This is a genomic window from Pseudomonas sp. SK3(2021), from assembly GCF_016772375.1.
Taxonomy (GTDB): domain Bacteria; phylum Pseudomonadota; class Gammaproteobacteria; order Pseudomonadales; family Pseudomonadaceae; genus Aquipseudomonas; species Aquipseudomonas chlororaphis_I.
Genome location: NZ_CP061943.1, coordinates 1,945,746 through 1,963,994, shown reverse-complemented (window position 1 = coordinate 1,963,994; position 18,249 = coordinate 1,945,746). Strand labels below are relative to the sequence as shown.

Annotated in this window: 12 protein-coding genes; all 12 read right to left on the bottom strand. The window is 64.9% G+C overall.

Going from position 1 to position 18,249, the window contains the following annotated elements:
- Positions 1–19 precede the first annotated feature (19 nt).
- Positions 20–2,968, bottom strand: a complete 2,949-nt coding sequence (locus tag IF690_RS08875; RefSeq protein ID WP_202699792.1) for a TIGR00180 family glycosyltransferase — start codon at positions 2,966–2,968, stop codon at positions 20–22.
- A gap of 50 nt (positions 2,969–3,018) precedes the next feature.
- Positions 3,019–3,756, bottom strand: coding sequence for a cephalosporin hydroxylase family protein (locus IF690_RS08870; RefSeq protein ID WP_202699791.1), 738 nt, complete (start codon positions 3,754–3,756; stop codon positions 3,019–3,021).
- A gap of 19 nt (positions 3,757–3,775) precedes the next feature.
- The gene (locus tag IF690_RS08865) at positions 3,776–4,846 is read right to left on the bottom strand and encodes a class I SAM-dependent methyltransferase (protein ID WP_202699790.1); all 1,071 of its coding nucleotides are present in this window, start codon (positions 4,844–4,846) and stop codon (positions 3,776–3,778) included.
- Entirely contained in the window at positions 4,836–5,693 is an 858-nt protein-coding gene (locus IF690_RS08860; RefSeq protein ID WP_202701366.1) for an NAD-dependent epimerase/dehydratase family protein, read from the bottom strand. Before IF690_RS08860 ends, IF690_RS08865 begins: the two co-directional genes overlap by 11 nt.
- Positions 5,694–5,698: 5 nt before the next feature.
- Positions 5,699–6,925 (bottom strand): class I SAM-dependent methyltransferase, encoded by a 1,227-nt coding sequence (locus IF690_RS08855; RefSeq protein WP_202699789.1) that lies wholly within the window; start codon positions 6,923–6,925, stop codon positions 5,699–5,701.
- Positions 6,922–7,482 carry a dTDP-4-dehydrorhamnose 3,5-epimerase family protein gene (locus IF690_RS08850; RefSeq protein WP_202699788.1) on the bottom strand — a complete coding sequence of 187 codons (561 nt, stop codon included), beginning with the start codon at positions 7,480–7,482 and terminating at the stop codon, positions 6,922–6,924. The genes IF690_RS08855 and IF690_RS08850 overlap by 4 nt, the downstream gene beginning before the upstream one ends.
- Entirely contained in the window at positions 7,479–8,561 is a 1,083-nt protein-coding gene (gene rfbG, locus IF690_RS08845) for a CDP-glucose 4,6-dehydratase (RefSeq protein WP_202699787.1), read from the bottom strand. The genes IF690_RS08850 and rfbG overlap by 4 nt, the downstream gene beginning before the upstream one ends.
- Positions 8,543–9,316 (bottom strand): glucose-1-phosphate cytidylyltransferase, encoded by a 774-nt coding sequence (gene rfbF, locus IF690_RS08840; protein WP_202699786.1) that lies wholly within the window; start codon positions 9,314–9,316, stop codon positions 8,543–8,545. Before rfbF ends, rfbG begins: the two co-directional genes overlap by 19 nt.
- 308 nt (positions 9,317–9,624) lie before the next feature.
- Positions 9,625–13,197 (bottom strand): glycosyltransferase, encoded by a 3,573-nt coding sequence (locus tag IF690_RS08835; RefSeq protein ID WP_202699785.1) that lies wholly within the window; start codon positions 13,195–13,197, stop codon positions 9,625–9,627.
- A gap of 119 nt (positions 13,198–13,316) precedes the next feature.
- Complete coding sequence (locus tag IF690_RS08830; RefSeq protein ID WP_202699784.1) at positions 13,317–14,891, bottom strand: flagellar hook-associated protein 3; 1,575 nt, start codon at positions 14,889–14,891, stop codon at positions 13,317–13,319.
- A 13-nt stretch (positions 14,892–14,904) separates the two neighbouring features.
- The gene (gene flgK, locus IF690_RS08825) at positions 14,905–16,956 is read right to left on the bottom strand and encodes a flagellar hook-associated protein FlgK (protein WP_202699783.1); all 2,052 of its coding nucleotides are present in this window, start codon (positions 16,954–16,956) and stop codon (positions 14,905–14,907) included.
- Positions 16,957–16,966: 10 nt separating this feature from the next.
- Positions 16,967–18,247, bottom strand: coding sequence for a flagellar assembly peptidoglycan hydrolase FlgJ (gene flgJ, locus IF690_RS08820; protein ID WP_202699782.1), 1,281 nt, complete (start codon positions 18,245–18,247; stop codon positions 16,967–16,969).
- Between the last annotated feature and the right edge of the window lie 2 nt (positions 18,248–18,249).

Below are 18,249 nucleotides of genomic sequence, written 5' to 3'. Positions count from 1 at the left end.
TTTTTCCTGTCAGCCAGGCTTATGCGAGCAACTGCGCCCAGTCGACACTGCCAGGAGCGTCAGGGGTGAAGCCTTTGCCGGTCCGGCTCAGGTTCTGGTTGTAGGCCACATCGTGCTCGAAGCGGGCCTGCCATTTGTCACGCAGCGCCGCCGCGGCCTGGGTATCGTCCGCCAGGGTGCCCGGATGGAGGATCTGCACCTGCGGGGTCCAGACCGTCAACAGCCCGGCTTCGGCCACCTTCAGGCACAGGTCGACATCAGCGAATGCCTCGGCGAAGTGCTCTTCGTCCAGGCCGCCGACGGCGTTATAGACCTCCTTGCGAATCATCAGGCAGGCACCGGAGACCGCCGAGTAGTTCTGCTCGGCAAGCAAGCCGTTCAGGTAGCCGCTGGCGCCTTTCGGCTCACCGGCGAATGCCGCCCCCAGATGTTCGTTCAGCCCGAGCACCAGGCCGGCCGAGGTGGTCGCGCCCTTGGCGTCCACCAGGCGTGCGCCGACAATCCCCACCTCCGGCCGCTGCGCCTGATTGAGCAGGCTCTCCATCCAGTCGGCATTGACCACTTCGGCGTCGGCCGCCAGCAGCACCAGGTAGTCGCCGCGGGCCTCCTGGCTCGCCGCGTTGTACAGCGCCGAAACGCTCAGGCGCCGTGGGCTGCGCAACACGCGGATACGATCGCCCTTCTGCTCCAGGCTGCCGAGCCAGCTCGCCAGTTCGTCGCACTGGTTGTGGTTGTCGGCGATGACCACTTCGTAACGCTGGTAGCGCGTGCGTTGCAGCACACTGACCAGGCAGCGCTGCAGTTGCTCGAGATTGTCCTCGCTGCGCAGGATGATCGAGGCCAGCGGACGTTCGCCATGGCCATAGTTGATCTGATAGACGCCGGGCTGCGCCGTGCTGACCTGGGCCCGGTAGCCACGCTTGCCCAGATGACGGGTCAACGCCTGGCTGTACTGGGTGTTCTCCTCCACTGTCGCGGCCTGGCCGAGCAACAGCGGCTCAGCCAGATGGGCCAGGCCGGCCAGCCCGCCGTCTTCGATCAGGCGCAGCAGCAGGTCGTATTCCATGGCCTGTGGAAAGGCCGTCGAATAACCGCCGGCGGCCGCCAGCACATCCCGGCGAACCAGCCAGTGGCCGGCCATCATGTCCGGCACGCTTTGCAGCAGGTCGAGGTTGACGCCCGGGCGGAACACATCCTTCAACGCGCCATCGGCGCCGTAGTGGATTTCGTCCATGGCTACCGCGCGGCAGCCTTGCGCACCAAGCAGTTCCAGGCTGGCGCGCAGCAGGCCGCTGGCAGTGAAACGCTCGCCGGCACAGGCCAGCAGCAACCAGTCGCGGGAAGACTGTGCCGCGACCTGGTTGATTCGCTCCACATAGTTGCTGGTGCTGACCTTGACGAAATGCACGGTGTCCCGGGTGGTGGTGGTCGCCGGCAGGTCGCCCGTGGTGAAGACCACCACCTGGAAGGACCGGCAATGGCCGTTGACCAGGCTGTCGAAGGTCGCCTGCAGCTTGACCATGTCCGCGTCGAGGTCGAGCAGCAGGATGCCGAAGGTCGGACCACCGTTGTGCCGGGCCAGGTGCTCGTTGATCGACTTGAGCTGCTGCGTCTCCGGGTTGCGCGCCTCCAGCCACTTCAGCAAGCGCCCCGAAGGCATGCTCTCCAGCAGTCCCGGGCCGTCCTGGAAAGGCACCGACGCCAGGCGCTCGGCCCAGGCCTGCAATTTGCGGGCATCGTTCTGGTCCTCGCAGTCCAGCTCCGTGGAAGCCTGCAGCGAGGCCGCCAGACGCCGGACCACCTCGAGGTTGAACAGGTTGCACGACAGCGCCTCCCACAAGCGGCTGCGCAGGGTGCGGTCGGTGTCGTTGGGTTGTACCTGCATCAGTTGCCGCTGCTTGAGCAGTACGCCTTCAAGCTCCTGGAGCTGCAGGCGGCCAGCCGGCATCGCATGCATGAGGAATTCGAACTCGGTCAACAGGTCGAACATCGGCTTGTTGTAGAACGGCATCTCGACGAACTGTTCCGGTCCGAACGAACGCACCGGCTCGGCCCCGGGCGCGACCCAGGCCGAACGGAAAATCATCTTGCCATTGAGCGAGCGCCCGGTGAGCAGGCACTCGGCCATGGCCACGAAGCTGTCCAGGGCCACCTGCTTGATCCGCTGCGGGTCCTGGCCGCTCAGGCCGGTGGGCAATGAAGCGAGGAACTCGGCGAATTCTTCACGCTGAGCCACCGACTTCGCATCGCCATAGGTCAGCACCGTCAGCACATTGGTGTTGTGTTCGGAGGCGCCATAGTTGATTTCCCGCACGGCGAACGGGATCGGCAGGATCCGCGCCTTGGCCGAGGCCAGCAGGAAGAAGGTATGGCCGATTTCCTGCCATTCGAAACTCACCCCCGGCGGCAACAGGCTGTACCACTGTTGCAGCAGGTCGGTGCGGGTCACCGCGTAGAACGGCGGCAGGAAATGGCTCATGAACGCCATGACCCGCTCGCCGGCATCTTCCGAAGCGTAGTCCTCGATCACCCGGCAATCGCGCCGGTAGTAGTTCACCTCGGCGGCGCGGGCCAGGTACATCATCCCGTAGCCATGGCACAGGCCGTAGTCGGGGTTGGCTTCGAGAAACTCCACCGACTCGGTCAGCGCGCCATGGAGCAGGAAGTCGTCGTCGGCGGCAAACACCATGTACGGCGTCGTCACCTGGGCGACACCGTAGGTGAGTTTTTCCTGCAGGCCCTTGTAGGTGTACTGCGGCAGATGCCGATAGTCGACCTGGGGGAACTGCTCGGCCAGGCGCTCGTCGGCCTGCAGCGAGGAGTCCAGCACCAGGATCTTGCAGGGGTAGGTGCTGTAGTACTGCAAGGTACGGCGCAAGAACGCCCTGCGATTGTGGGACATCACCACCAGCGTGAAACGCTCGCTCAACGGTGCGCTAGTGTTTTGAGCCTTGTCTTGAACCTGCATCAGTGTTTCCCCACAACCGGCAAAGTGCTGTTACCTGCAAACCATTGAATTCAACGAACGCGACGCAGATAGCCATCCGGCGCCACGGTGATCAGCAGCTTGTTCTGCATCTGGTAGTCGATCTCGAAGTCGCGATTCTCTTCCAGGTAGGCCCAGACCGCGGTTTTCGGGTTGTCGCCCGGGCCCCATGGACGGTCCGGGAAAAAGTCCGCCGGCATGTCCTCGACCACGGTGTCCATCACCACGCAGTAGCTGTCCACCGACACCAGCGGTGCGTACAGGCGCAGCTCCTCGAGCACGTGCTCGTGGGTGTGGTTGGAGTCCAGGACCAGGATGACTTTCTTGCCCGCGGCCGCCGCGCGCACCTGCTCGGCAATCGCCGGATCGATGCTCGAGCCTTCGATCATCTTGATGCGCTTGCTCATCGGGTGGCTTTCGATGGCTTCGCGGTTATGGGCGCGGATATCCAGGTCGATGCCCAGTACTTCGCCGTGGCCCTGCAGCTCGAGCAGCGAGGCGTAGTAGATGATCGAGCCGCCGTGGGCGATGCCGCATTCGATCACCAGGTCCGGCTTGACCCGCCAGATGATCTCCTGCATGGCCATCATGTCCTGGGGCAGCTGGATGATCGGGCGGCCCATCCAGGAGAAGTGATAGCTGTACTTGTGGCCGGCGGACTCGTTGAAGAAGTCGCGCGCCAGGTCCTTGAGTTTCTGGTCTTCGCCCTGGGCGCGGATCTGCGCCTGGCACTCGGCTTCGAAGGCTTGGATGATGCTGTTGTCGGTCATGGTCGGGTCTCAATAAACGTCATTTGAACGAAGCGCTGTCGACCGCGTGATAGACGTAACGCCCATCGGTCATGCGCTTGATTTCTTCGAGGTAGTTGGAATTCATCACAAACAGGTTGGCGCCCTCGGGCAAGGTCGCCATGACCTCTTCGGGGGACGACACACGGGCACCGCTCAGGGGCAGGTAACGGCCCTGCTTGGCCGGATTGATATCCACCACCTGGTCCACCGAAACGCCCGCGCGCTGCAGGAACAGCGAATAAATCACGCCCTTGGAAGAGGCGCCCCAGATCGCCGAGCCCGCCTCGGGCCGGGCCTGGATGATCTGCTTGGCCCGCTCGATGCTGGCGGTGAAATCCAGCGGCATCTCCAGGCGCTCGACCGGGGTCTCGCCGGGCTCGCGCAAAGTGCCGAGGTCGGCCACCACATACAGGTACTGGCCAGCGAACAGGTGGCCGGCTTCGTGCACGCTGCCGAACATCCGGCGCAGGTCATCCAGGCGGAAGTAGTTCACATGCTCGTAGAACACGTCGAACCAGGCGCGATGCTCGACGATCCAGTCGAAGCACGGCACTTCGATGTAGATCTGCCCGCCCTGGTTGGCCTCGGCCATCTCCGCCAGGAACGAGCGCGGGTCGGCGATATGCTCCAGCACATGGCGCAACACCACGGCATCGGCCGACAGGCCCAGGCCACGGGTAAAGGGCGCCTTGATCACATCGGCGTTATCGCCCTCGTAGGCCGGGTCGATACCGGTGATGCGGTAGCCCCGCTCACGCAGCAGCTCGAGGAAATAGCCCTTGCCGCAGCCGACCTCGATCAGCTCGCGGCCCTTGAAATGCCGGGCGATGATGCCTTCGACATCCAGCAGGTGGCGCTGGAACTGCGCCGAGTGGGCCTGCTCGTTCTGGTAGTCGCTGTCGTAGCTCAGCTTGTCGGGGTCGAAGGCCTGGTTGAAGATCAGGCCGCTCTCCTCGTCCTGTACCAGCACCATGTCGGCACAGGCCGACGCCCTGGCGCTGTGTGCGTCGGCGAAGGTGCGGTTCTGCAGCACCGGCAGGTCCATGACCCGATACAACTCATGCCCCATGTTCTGCTCCCAATAGTTGTTGCAGGCGCTCGTTCGCCCCCCAGAACGCCATGGGCTCATGGGCGGGATAGGGGTAATGCCCCAGGTTCAGGCGGATCATCGAGCCGCGCTCGCGCACCCGCCGCTCGACCAGCGCGCGAACCGATATCGGCTGGCCGCTGGAACAGTTGACCACCCCGGAAAAGTCCCGCCGCTGCAGCAGCGCCGCAAGGCTGGCGGTGGCGTCCTCGATCGCCAGGTAATCACGCAGCTGTTCGCCGGCGGACATGTCGAACACCGCGTCGCCGGCATCGATCGCCCGGTCCAGGGCGGCCAGCAGGCTGTTGGGGTTCTGCCCGGCGCCGTGCAGGTAGAACAGCCGCACCCACTGCAAGGTGAAAGGCACATGCTGCTGCAGGTTTTCCAGGAACAGCCGCAGGCTGTGCTTGGCCAGCCCGTAGGGATTGCTCGGCTGCGCCGGCGTCTGCTCGTCGAGCGGACCGCTCTGCATGCCGTATTCGAAACAGGTACCGGTGACCATGACCTGGGGTACGCCCGCCTGGACCGCGGCCTTGATGAACCGGTAGTCGGCCATCAGGTTGTGCTCGAAATGGAACAGCGCCTTGTAGTTCGGCAGCCCCGGCCAGGCCAGGTGCGCCAGGGCATCGACACCCTCGGCCAGGGAAGCGCTATCGCAGTCGGCGGCATGCACGTCCGCCGCCACCCGCTCCACCGCTCCAGCCCAGGGCATGGCGGCCAGCTTTTGCGGATCACGGGCCACCGCCCGTACCTGGCAACCGCGGGCCAGCAAGGCGGCGACCAGATGCCGGCCGACAAACCCGCTGGCCCCGGTGACCAGTACCTTCAAGCCACTCACAGCAGCTTCAACTCGGGCACGGCGATCACGAAACGCCCGCCCCACTGGCGAACGTGGGCCAGCTGCTCGCTGACTTCCGACAGCAGGTTCCACGGCAGCACCAGCACATAGTCCGGACGCTCGCTGTCGATACGCTCTGGCGCGACCACCGGAATCCGGCTGCCGGGCAGGAACTTGCCCTGCTTGTGCGGGCTGGCGTCGGCGACCCAGGCCAGCAGGTCCGGCTTGACCCCGGCGTAATTGAGCAAGGTGTTGCCCTTGGCCGCGGCGCCATAACCCACCACGCGCTTGCCTTCGGCCTTGGCCTGGAGCAGGAAGCGCAGCAACTCATGCTTGATCCGCTCGGCGGCCGGCGCCAGGGTCGCGTAGTACTCGGGGGTCTGGACCCCGGCTTGTCGCTCGAGCTGCAACTGCTGTTGCACCGCCGCCTGCACTTCGCGGCGCGAGCCGTCGCTGCGCTGCACGAAGACCCGCAGCGAACCGCCGTGGGTCGACAACTGGCTGACGTCGAAGACTTCCAGGCCATTGCGCTCGCACAGCGCCCGCACCGCGGTCAGCGACAGGTAGGAATAGTGCTCGTGGTACAGGGTGTCGAACTGCTGGCCAGCCATCAGCGCCAGCAACTGCGGAAACTCGAAGGTCGCCACGCCCGTCGGCTTGAGCAAGCTGGCGAAACCGCCGAGGAAATCGTTGATGTCCGGCACATGGGCCAGCACGTTGTTGGCGGCCATCAGGTCCGCCGCCCAGCCCTCTTCCCGCAGTTGCCGCGCGGCCTCGCGCCCGAAGAACAGCTCGCGAATCTCCAGGCCCTTTTGCCGTGCCGCTTGCGCGGTGCTGTGGGTCGGCTCGACCCCCAGGCAGGCGATGCCACGCTTGGCCACGTATTGCAGCAGGTAGCCGTCGTTGGCCGCGACTTCCACCACCCGACTGTCGGCCCCCAGGGCGAAACGCTCGACCATCTCGGCCACGTAGCGCTCGGCATGCTTGAGCCAGGTGCTGGAGAAAGAACTGAAATACGCGTAGTCGGCATCGAACAGGCTGTCGGCGCGGGTGTAGTCCTCGGTCTGCACCAGCCAGCAGGCCTGGCACACCTGGACCTTCAGCGGCACCCACGGCTCGGCCTGCTCGAGTTGCTCGGCACGCAGGTAGGCGTTGGACGGCGGCGAAGTGCCCAGGTCGATCAGGGGCAGGCTCAACGGGGTGCCACAACCGCGGCAGTTCATAGACGCACTCCAGCGAACTCGGCATCGAGCCAGGGATGGCTGGCATCCCTGGCCGACAGATTATTGACAGGCAGCGGCCAGCTTATCGCCAGGCGCGGATCGAGCACCGACAGCCCGGCCTCATGCTCCGGGGCGTAATCGGCGCTGTGCAGGTACAGCAGCTCGGCATCGTCGCTCAGGGCCTGGAAACCGTGGGCGAACCCGGCCGGCAGCAGCAGGCTGCGGCCATCGCCGGCGCACAGGTGCTCGGCGTGCCAGTGCAGGAAGGTCGGCGAACCATGGCGCAGGTCCACCGCCACATCCCAGACTTCGCCGCGCAGGCAGGTGATCAACTTGGCCTCCGGGCGCGCCGCGGTCTGGTAATGCAGGCCGCGCACGCTGCCGCGTAAACGGGTGCAGGAATGGTTGATCTGGCGGATATGGAACGGCTGGCCGAACGCGCTCAGGCTGCCTTCGCAGAACAGGCGAGAGAACTGTCCGCGCTGATCTTCATGGCGCTTGTGCTGGACACCGAACAAACCGTCCAGTGGCAAGGCGTGCAACAGGAACTCGCTCACAGCGCCCCCCGATAGAGGTTCAACTGGTCCAGGGTGACGGCGCGCATGTCGTCGCCACGCTGCCAGGCCAGGTGCCAGTCCAGGGTCTGCGCCAGGCATTGCTGCAGCGACCAGCGCGGTTGCCAGGCCAACAGTTGGCGTGCGCGGCTGCTGTCCAGGCGCAACAGGCCGGCCTCGTGCAGCTCGCTCGGTTCGATGCGCAATCCGGGGGCCGCCGGCCAGCGCGCGGCCAGCAACTCGACCACTGCGCCGACGCTGCACATGTCCGCTTCGCTCGGCCCGAAGTTCCAGGCCCCGGCGAACTGCGGCCCTTGTTCATAGAGCCCGGCGGCCAGTTGCAGGTAGCCGGCCAGTGGCTCCAGGGCGTGCTGCCAGGGACGCACCGCCTGCGGGTAGCGCAGGGTCACCGGCTCGTCGGCCGACCAGGCCTTGAGCACATCGGGGATCAGCCGTTCGGGGGCAAAGTCGCCGCCGCCCAACACGTTGCCGGCGCGCGCCGTGGCCAGGGCCAGGCCGTGCTCGGCATAACGCTCGGCCGGGAAGAATGACGCGGCATAGGACTGCGCCAGCAACTCGCAGCACGCCTTGCTGCTGCTGTAGGGGTCATGCCCGCCCAGGGCTTCGTTTTCGCGATACGGCCACAGCCATTCCTGATTGGCGTAGACCTTGTCGGTGGTCACCAGCACGCAGGCGCGCACACCGCCGACCTGACGGATAGCCTCCAGCAGGTTGAGGGTGCCCATCACGTTGCTCGAATAAGTGCCCAGCGGATCGCGATAACCCTCGCGCACCAGCGGTTGCGCCGCCAGGTGCAGGACGATTTCCGGCCGCGTCTCGGCGATCTGCTCCAGCAAGGCGCCGAGATCGCGCAGGTCGCCACGCTGGTCGTTGATGCCTTCGGCGACCCGCGCCAGCTCGAACAGGCTCGGCTCGGTCGCAGGGTCCAGGGAGAAACCGCTGACTTCAGCCCCCAGGCTTTGCAGCCACAGGGTCAGCCAACTGCCCTTGAAGCCGGTGTGGCCGGTCAGCAGGACCCGCTTGCCGTGCCAGAATTGCGGGCTCAGTCCCATTGCTTCCATGGGGCCTCCCCGCTCTGCCAGAGTTGCTCCAGGTGGTTCTTGTCACGCAGGGTGTCCATCGGGTGCCAGAAGCCATCGTGCTGGAAGGCATGCAACTGGCCTTGCCCGGCCAGGGTGGTCAACGGCTCGGCTTCCCACACCGTGTCGTCGGCGCTCAGCAGCGGCAACACCTTGGGCGACAGTACGAAGAAACCGCCATTGATCCAGCCACCGTCACCGCGGGGCTTTTCGGTAAAGCCCAGGACGCTGTCGCCGTCGCGCTCCAGGGCACCGTAGCGGCCAGGCGGCTGCACCGCGGTGACGGTCGCGTGCTTGCCGTGGGCCAGGTGGAAGTCCACCAGGGCGCCGATATTCAAGTCGGACACGCCGTCGCCGTAGGTAAAGCAGAAGGCTTCTTCGTTCTCCAGGTAGCGCCCGGCCCGGCGCAGACGGCCGCCGGTCATGGTTTCCTCGCCGGTATCGATCAGGGTCACGCGCCAGGGCTCGCTGTAGTTCTGGTGAACGTCCATGCGGTTTTCCCGCATGTCGAAGGTGACGTCGGAGGTGTGCAGGAAGTAGTTGGCGAAGAAGTCCTTGATCGCGTACCCCTTGTAGCCCAGGCAGATCACGAAATCGTGAATACCGTGGGCGGAGTACTGCTTCATGATGTGCCAGAGAATTGGCTTGCCGCCAATCTCGATCATCGGCTTGGGCTTGAGATGGGACTCCTCGCTGATGCGTGTGCCCAGGCCACCCGCCAAAATAACTGCCTTCATCGTCTCCCCTCTTGTTCGTCACAGGGCTCTGCCAAGCTGTACCGAGCTTTTTGCGGGCCTTCTGGATAAAACCTTATGCCGTTGACGGCGCCTCGCTGGTCAGCGGAAACGCTCGTTTTATGGCGATATCGAGGGGGGCTTGCAGGAAACGCGCCAGCTCCTGGGTCCCGGGCCCATGACCCTGGGGCTGTGGAATAGACCATGGGGCAGTGCGCCAAGGGGCGTTTTGAACGGCGACACCTGCCCCTGGATCGCCGCCATAAAAAAGCCAGGCGTCCAGGCCTGGCTTGTTGTGTTCCCGCCCCCCATCAATCCGGCAACCACCCCTGCAGCCACAGATTCAGGTTGTTGCCCCGCAGCATGTAGTCGCGCAGGACCTCTTCGCGCAATGCATCGCCCATGCGGTAGCTGGCTTCGGGGTCCGCCAGGTGCATGCGGATCGCTTCGAGCCATTCCTGGGTGCTGTTGCTCACGACCTTGGTACAAGGCAGGTAGCCGCGATAGGCCTCGGTGTCGGTGCAGATCACCGGGTAACCGCAGGCGCCGTACTCCAACAGCCGCAGGTTGCTCTTGCAGTCGTTGAAGATGTGGAACTCCAGCGGCGCCAGGGCCAGGTCGAGGTTGAGGCTGGCCAGCTTGAACGGATACGCCTGCAGGCTGACGCTGGAGTGGAATTCGTGCACGTAGGGCCGCAGTTCGTCCGGGCACATGCCGAAGAACACCCATTCGACTTCATTGGCCAGCTCGCGTACCACATCGGCGATGATCTCCAGGTCGCCGGTGTGGCTGGTGCCGCCGCCCCAGCCCACCCGTGGCTTGCTCGAAGTACCACGACGACAGGTCAGGCTGCCCCAGGGATCGACCGGCAGCATGTTAGGCACGATCCGAATGTCGCTGTGCATGCTCGACAGCGCATCGGCCAGGGGCTGCGTGGTGACCACCACCCGGTCGCACAGGGCGATGCCCTGGCGCAGCATTTCTTCGGTGTTGACCGGCTTGTTACGCGCATGGGAGTTCTTCTTCGGCGCGCTGACCACGTAGTCGTCCAGCTCGAACACCCGCAGCGCATTGGAGTACTTTTTCATGCGCTGGATATCGCTCACCGCACCGTCGCTGTAGCGGCATTGCAAGATGATCGAGTCGGGTGACAGGCGTTCGATTTCCACACTCGCCGGGGACTCGTAGGCGACACGGCCGATCAGCCGCCCCTCCTCTTCCAGCGCCGCCAGCGGTGCGGTCACCCGGTAATGGCCCACCGCCGAGCTGTTCACCGGCAAGCCAAGCACCAGTGGCAAGGCCCGGGTCGAGAACGGATTCCAGTTGTTACGCAGCCCCACCTCCAGGCTGAAGCTGGAATAACCCAGGCTCAGAGCCGGGTTGTAGGCCGGATCACGGGCGACCTTGGGCATCCAGCTGCGGTAGAAGGTGTCGTGCTCGCGCTCCTGCAATGCCAGAGTCGCGGAGTCCTGTGGCGCCTTCTCGGCAGGCGTCAGCAGCACATTGGCATAGGGTGTCCAGACCACCAGGTAACCGTCGCGGCTGATCCGCAGGCACAGGTCGACATCGCTCAAGACCTGGGAATAGTTGACCTCATCCAGCTGGCCGACACTGTCGAAGACCTCCTTGCGCACCATCAGGCAATCGCCGCTGACCGCGCTCCAGCTCTGCGGCACCTGCAGGCGCTGCATGTAGCCGCGGGCACTGGCGGCCTCGCCATGGAACGGCGAACTGGCGGCACCGGCCAGGCCGAGGACCAGCCCGGCATGCACGATCGAGCCATCCGGGCCGAGCATGCGCGCGCCCACCACCCCCACTTCCGGCCGCCGGGCATGATTGAGCAGCTCGTCCAGCCAGTCGCCGGAGCAGATCAAGGCATTGGCACTGAGCAACAACAGGTACTCGCCACGCGCCTGCTGCGCCGCGTAATTGCGCAGCGCCGCATCGCTAGCGCTGCCGGCAAACGGCACCACCCGCAACATGTCGGCGCCCAGCTGCGCCATGGCTTGCAGCCAGGCGGCCATGGCCGGGTCGCGACTGCCACTGTCGACGATCAGGATCTCGTAACGGCTGTAGGCGGTCTTTTCGATCAGGCTCTCGGTGCAGCGCTGCAAAGCCGCCAGCGAATCGCCGGCCTGGATGATGATCGACACCAGCGGTCGCTGCGGGAACAGGTAGTCGATGCGGTTGAGCAGCGGCAATTCGTCGTGGCCGATGCGGTGCTCCACGCCGATCCTGTGCAGATGCCCGCCGACCAGGCCGGCGTTGCCCTCGATCACTTCGGGCAGCGACAGCCAGTCGGCGAAATTGAACGGGCTCTCGACCTGGATTTCGGCAATGTGCTCGATGGTCTGCGGCCCCGCCTCTTCCACCAGGCGCCATAGCACGTCATGGGGGGCCAGCTCGCCGAGGGCCGGGTCGAAACCACCCAGGGCCAGGAAGCGCTGGCGCTCGAACGCCAGCGTCCGGCCGACATAGGGGTAGCCGCGCATCAGGTCCAGGTTGAAGTCGGGCTTGAACACCGGGTCGCTGGACTCGCCCTCGACCCGCGCCCCTTCATCGCTGTAGACACACAGCGCGCCCGGCGTCGCGGCGATGCGCTCGGCAAGGATCAGCAGTGCCGATTCCTTGAGGATGTCGCCGGCGCGCAGCAGGTAAAACCAATGGCAACCTTCCAGCTGCGGCACCAGGGCATTGAGCTGTCGCGGCCACTGTGCTTCCAGCGGCAGCTGCAGCACGCGTTCGTGCCCCGCACACTCGGCATCGGACAAGACCAGGATTGCCTGCGGTGCATACAGCTGCTGCTCCAGGCTCTGCAGGGTCGACTCCAGGGCCACGCCATCGGTGTCCAGGTCGATCACGACGGGCACGATCTGCGGCCGCACCGGCCAACTGGCGATGCGCTGTGGCAAGTGGCGTTTCTCGGTCTCGCTGAAACACCGGATCGCCAGCCACTCCTGATAGAACTCGGCATAGCTTTCGCTCTCGCCGCCGACCCGGCCATTGACCACGGTGTTGCGGTTGCCGAGCACCCGGGTCACGCAGAGCTCCTCCCACTGCCAGGACGGCTCGGACATTTTTGCCAGGTCGACAGAACGCACCCAGCCCGAGGCCGGGGCCGACTCGCCACTGCGCGCGGCGAGCATCTGCGCCAGCCAGCCCCATTCGAGCTTCGCCGCCCGCAGCACTTCCGGCTGCTTGCTCAAGCGTTCCGGATACAGGCGTTCGGTGCTCAGCACAGTATTGAGCAGCGCCAGGTTGCCACGCCGCATCAGGCACACGAACAACGCCAGATCCAACAACGCGAGGAAACCCGCACCTTCCTGAATCAAGGCCGGCAGCAACTCCCGCACGTCGGCGCGGCGCATCAGGGTCGAACTGAAATTGCCGAGGAAGTTGCGCGGCGTGCTCTCGAGGATCGCCAGCATGTCGTCGCCCTTGAGCATCGCGTCGTTCGGCGACAGCCGGGCGTTCTCGACCCGCGGCGGCAGGATGAAGTTGCCGGCGTCGCTCAGCATGCGCAGGGCGCAGACCAGATTGATCTCGGGGTGGTCGACCAGCACCTGTGCCTGCATGGCAAGGCTGGGGGCGAACAGGCGGTCGTCGTCACAAAGGATCTTGATCAGCTCGCCCTGTGCCTCTTCGACACAGCGCAGCAGGTTCTTCTGCATCCCCAGGCGCTGCGGGTTACGCAGATAACGCACGGGATGGGGAGGCTCTACGATGGCCTCGACCACCTCACGAATCTCGTCGCCAGCCGAATCGTCGCAGATGACGATTTCGACCCGCTCCCAGGTCTGGGCCAGCGCACTCTCGAACGCCTGGCTGAAGAAGCGCGGATTGAAGGCAGGGATGACGATGCTGACTAGAGGGCGTTGATTCACGGCGGGAAACTCTCGAGCGGCGGGCCCGGCCTGGTCAGGCGCGGGCCCCGGAACCGCTTAGTGAAGACGGTTGGCGGCTCGACGGCGCGGTCGCTCCCAGAGGCGCGACCGGCTCAGGCTCAGACCTTGTTGAACAGGCCCAGCTGGGCAATCTTGCTGAAGGCCAGTTGCGAGGCTTGCAGCATGGTCTGTTGCAGGGTCAGGCGGGTCATCACCTCGGCCGGGTCGGAATCGCGGATCGCCGACTGGGTCTGGGTGTTGGCCGCGCTCAGGCTCAGGTTGGTCTCGTTCTGGATAGCCAGCGCCGAACCCCGACCGCCGATGTCGCTGACCGCGCTCGCCACCTGGTTGGCGCCGCTGGCCAGGTTGGCCATCCCCGCCTGCAACCCCGCGTTGAGTTTCTGGATGGCGATCGGATCACCGTTGGTGGGGGTATCCAGCACGCTACGCAGCTGGTGAATGGTGTCGAGGACGTTCTGGGTCTGGTGGTTGTTGACCGCCACCACATACTGGTCGCCCGCCGCCGGTGTACCGCTGAAGGTGAAGTCCACGCCGGACGCCGTGGCGGTGGAGCCGGCCATGGTGCCGGTGGAAACCGGCTTGCTGTCGGCGGTCAACGGCGACGCGTACAGCTCGTAGTCGGTGGCGCTGGTGAACTTGAGGATCGCACCGCCGCTCGGGAAGCTGGCGTTGTAGGCGTTGGTGTCGCTGATACTGGCACCGGTCACGACCGCGGTCGACGGGTTGCCCGGGCTGCGCGAGACGTTGAAGGAATCGGGCTTGGCCGCCAGGGTGAAAGTGTGACCGGCGATCACCGCGTCAGGGGGGGTGGCATCGCCGGATTTCAGGTTGATGCTCAGGCGCAGGTCGACGCCGCGGAAACTGACGGTCTGTGCCTCGGCGCCCTTGCTGGAGGTGAAGGAGCCATTCTGGCTGGCCTCGGACGTCACGTCGTTGCCGGCGCTGTCGGTGATCTTGAACTGAGTGCTGCTGAGGAAGCTGATGGTGTACGGCTCGCCGCTGCGGAACTCACTGTTGTACTTCGGATTCGACGACACCTGGCCGTTGGACAGCGTCACCCGGCCGTCATCCACCGCCGGAGCGGTCATGCTGACCTGGCTGCGGCTGGTGTTGATGGCTTGCTGGAAGGCCGCCCAGCCGGTGGTGTTGGTGGCCATGGACATGGTGTCGCCCACTGGCAGGTCCAGCGTGGTCTGGTCGCCGTTGTAGCTGTAGGTGCCGTCGGAGTTGCGGCTGAACGGCACGGTGTCGCCCTGGGAGCCGGCAAAGATGTACTTGCCGTTTTCGTCCTGGGTGTTCATCAGGCTCAACAGCTGCTCTTCGATCTGCGCCAGCTCGGCGGCGTTGGCCTTGCGGTCGTCGTCGGTGTAACCGGCGTTGCCGGCCCCGCTCGCCAGCTCCTGGGCACGCGCCAGAACACTGGTGATGCTGGTCAGGACCGATTCGGCCTGGCCCAGGGACGCCTTGATCGAGGTGGTGTTGGCCGAATACTGGCTCAACAGCGAAGCCTGCTGGCCCAGTTGCAGCAGGCGCGAGGCGCCTACCGGATCGTCGGCCGCGGTGTTGACGCGAACCAGGCTGCTGGCCTCTTCGCTGCTCTTGACCACATTGGCGAAGTTCTTCTGGTAGTTGGCAGCCGAGGACTCGTAAAACTGGGCGGTGGAAATACGCATGGGCTACGACTCCTTAAAGGCTGTTGATCAGGGTGGCGAAGGTTTCCTGCGCCGCCTTGATGATTTGCGAGGACGCGGTGTAGTACTGCTGGTACTTGACCAGGTTGCCGGTTTCTTCATCCAGGTCGACCCCGGACAACGAATCCCGCGCGCCCTTGGCGTTGGCCAGGATCGCCTCGGTGGCCGCGCTGTCGAGCTTGCCCTGGCTGGCCTTGGCACCGACGCTCTCCACCAGCTTGCCGTAGGCGTCGACCAGGGTGATGCCCTTGCTGGCCGAACCGGTATCGACAGTCTGCTTGGTCTGCAGCCCCGCCAGCGCGATGCCGTTGCGGTTGTCGGTGGAGCCGGCGCCATTGAACTTGACGTTCAGCCCTTCGCCGGCCTTCGGCGAGCCGGCGACGCTCATCTCCACGGTGAAGGTTTTCTGCACCGGCGGTGTGCCGCCGTCGGTGATCGGGTTACCGCTGGCATCGACCATCTTGATCTGCAGGTTCAGGGTGTTGTTCTGCCCCGGGACGATCGAACCGGTGCCCATCAACGTGCCCTTGGCATCGTAGTACTTGTAGCCCTGGCTACCGCCCGCGGGGGCGTCGAAGACCAGCTTGACCGGTACCGAATTCTTGATCGCGGTCTGCATCTCGGCGTTGGCGGCCGAGTCGTAGATGTCCAGCGCCGGCTTGACTGTCGGCAGGCCTGGAATGCTCAGCGAACCGGTGGCCCCCGGCAGCACCTCGGCATTCAGCGGCGCGGCGATGGCCAGGCGCTTGGCGTCGGTCAGTTCGGTCTTGATCGTGGTGGCCGCGTTGCGGGTCGGGGTGATCTTGAAACTGTCGCCGGCGCTCATCGCCCCGCCGTTGAGGCTCAGGGTGAAACCGTCGATCACCGGTGGCGGCGTGGTGGTGGTGCTGAACGCGCCCAGGCTGGTGCCGTCGGAGCGCTTGACGGTGTAGTCGGTGGCGCTGGTGAAGGTCACCTGGTAGTCGCTGATCGTCAGCTTGCCGGTGTCCTTGATGGTCACATCGAGGTTGCCCGAGCCGGCACTGTTGTTGCCGTTGGCAATGCTGCGCTGGCTGATCAGGGCCGCACTGTTGATGTTGTTGAACAGCGCCGCGCCGAACTCGCCGTTCTTGTCGATGCCTTGTCCGAGCTGGCGGTTGACCTGGTCGGCGATCACCAGGGCCACGCGCCCCAGTTCGTTCATCGCCGGGTCCAGCACCTCGTTGCGATAACGCAACAGGCCGCCGATCTCGCCGCCGGTAATCACCGAGGTCACATCGATCACGCTCGAGCCACGATTGAGTTGCAACGAGGAACGAGTCGGATCGGTTTTGCCGGCGACCACTTCCAGGGTGCTGGAGGTGTTACCCACGACCAGCGGCTGGCCGCTGCCCAGGTACAGGTCGACACTCGAGCCGCGCTCCGAGACATCCACTTTGACGAAGGTCGACAGCTGGCGCAGCGTCTCGTTGCGCGCATCGAGCAAGTCGTTGGGCATGCCGCCGCCACTGGAGACTTCGGAAATCTTCTGGTTCAGCTGGGCGATGGTGGCCGCCAGCTTGTTGACCTGGTCAGCCATGCTGCTCAGGTTGCCGTTGATGTTGGCGTTCTGCTCGTTCAACTGGCTGGAAACGGAGTTGAAGCGATTGCTCAGGGCTTGCGCATCGCTGAGCAGCAATTGGCGCGAGGCATCGTCGGTCGGCTTGGCGTTGACGTTCTGCATCGAGGCAAAAAACTTGGTCAGCGCGCCGGTGATGCCGGTGCCGCTGTCCGACAGCAGCTTGTCCACCGGGGTGATCTGGCCCAGGTAGGCGGCGGCATCGCTGTTCAGCGAGGTGGTGGTCTGCAGCTGGGCATCCAGGTAGCTGTTGTACACCCGGCGCACGTCGGCCAGGGTGGTACCGCTGCCGATGAAAAGGTTGCCGTACTGGTTCGAAGCCTTGCTGCCCTGCACGGTCTGCTGGCGCGAATAACCGGCGGTATCGGCGTTGGCGATGTTGTTACCCGTGGTCATCAACGACGTTTGGCTGGCTGACAGCCCCGACATCCCGATATTGAGCAAACTCATGATTCAGACCTTATAAATTCGTGGAAGCGCCCGCCGCAGCGTAGTTCTCGTAGCTCTTCATCTGCTTGGCAATCTGCGAAATCTTGCTTGCGTAGTCCGGGTCGGTTGCATACCCGGCCTTTTGCAATTCGCGTACAAACTGTTCGGGGTTATCGGCCGCCTTCAGCACTTCTTGATAGCGATTGTTGCTCTGCAACAAGGTCACCAGGTCGTGGAAGCTGTCCTGATACGAGGCATAGGAGCGGAACTCGGCCGTCTCCTTGACCATCTGGCCATTTCTGAATTCGCTGGTGATCGCCCGCGCCTGGTCGCCCTTCCAACTGCTGCCGGCCTTGATGCCGAACAGGTTGTGGCTGCTGCTGCCGTCCTGCTGGCGCATCACCGATTTGCCCCAGCCGGTTTCCAGCGCGGCCTGGGCGACCAGGTAGCGCGGATCGACACCGATGCGGTCGGCGGCCTGCTGCGCCATCGGCAGCATGGTGGCGACGAATTCGTCCGCCGAGCCGAAGGCTTTCTTCGCCGGCGCCAACGGTGGCTGGGCCACGGCGCGGCCGTAGATCTGCATGCGCCCGTGCGGCACCGCGGCAAAGCTGCGCGAGCTGTTCTTGAGCAGCGCGTCGGTAGCGGCCGTGGTGCGCTCCGGCAAGGCCGTCCGGTTGGTGGCGGCACTGTCGGCCGACGGCACGATGCCCGCCAGCAAGCGATCGGTCAGCTTGCTCGGCAGGGAGATGCGCCGCTGGTTGAGCAGCGCCATATCGTTATGCGGACCGCTGTCGGCGGCGCGCTGTGGCTCCAGCGCACGGGACGCCCACAACGGACGCTGGCCATTGACCCGCGACAACGGGCCGCCCAAGGCGGTGGTGCCGGCAGCGATGGCGGTTGGCGTCGCGACCTTTGCAGTCGGCGCGACCTTTTCAGCCTGGGCCCCGGGCAAGGTCGAGGCCGCTGCCGCAGCGGTGGATTTGTTCTTCGACATCTGGCGCATCAGCACGTCGGCCAGGCCAATGCCACCGCCCTCGCGGGACATGGAAACCGCCAGCTGCTGGTCGTACATTTCCTGGTACTGCTTGGCCGCCGGGGTATTGAGCGGGTTGTCCTTGCCCAGCGCTTCGGTGGCCGAGCGCATGGACTTGAGCATTTCGTTGAGGAACAGCGACTCGAACTCCTGCGCCACCTTGCGCATGTTGGCGTCGCTGTTCTTGTCGCCGACCTTGAGCTGGTTAAGCCGGTTGAGGTCCGAGTAGGAACCCGAATCGCCGCTGCTGACCAGACCGCTCTTGCGAATATCCATGG

Excerpts from the sequence above, each read along its gene's own strand:
- IF690_RS08875 (WP_202699792.1), bottom strand. The coding sequence starts at position 2,968 with ATGCAGGTTCAAGACAAGGCTCAAAACACTAGCGCACCGTTGAGCGAG.
- IF690_RS08870 (WP_202699791.1), bottom strand. The coding sequence starts at position 3,756 with ATGACCGACAACAGCATCATCCAAGCCTTCGAAGCCGAGTGCCAGGCG.
- IF690_RS08865 (WP_202699790.1), bottom strand. The coding sequence starts at position 4,846 with ATGGGGCATGAGTTGTATCGGGTCATGGACCTGCCGGTGCTGCAGAAC.
- IF690_RS08855 (WP_202699789.1), bottom strand. The coding sequence starts at position 6,925 with ATGAACTGCCGCGGTTGTGGCACCCCGTTGAGCCTGCCCCTGATCGAC.
- rfbG (WP_202699787.1), bottom strand. The coding sequence starts at position 8,561 with ATGGAAGCAATGGGACTGAGCCCGCAATTCTGGCACGGCAAGCGGGTC.
- rfbF (WP_202699786.1), bottom strand. The coding sequence starts at position 9,316 with ATGAAGGCAGTTATTTTGGCGGGTGGCCTGGGCACACGCATCAGCGAG.
- IF690_RS08830 (WP_202699784.1), bottom strand. The coding sequence starts at position 14,891 with ATGCGTATTTCCACCGCCCAGTTTTACGAGTCCTCGGCTGCCAACTAC.
- flgK (WP_202699783.1), bottom strand. The coding sequence starts at position 16,956 with ATGAGTTTGCTCAATATCGGGATGTCGGGGCTGTCAGCCAGCCAAACG.
- flgJ (WP_202699782.1), bottom strand. The coding sequence starts at position 18,247 with ATGGATATTCGCAAGAGCGGTCTGGTCAGCAGCGGCGATTCGGGTTCC.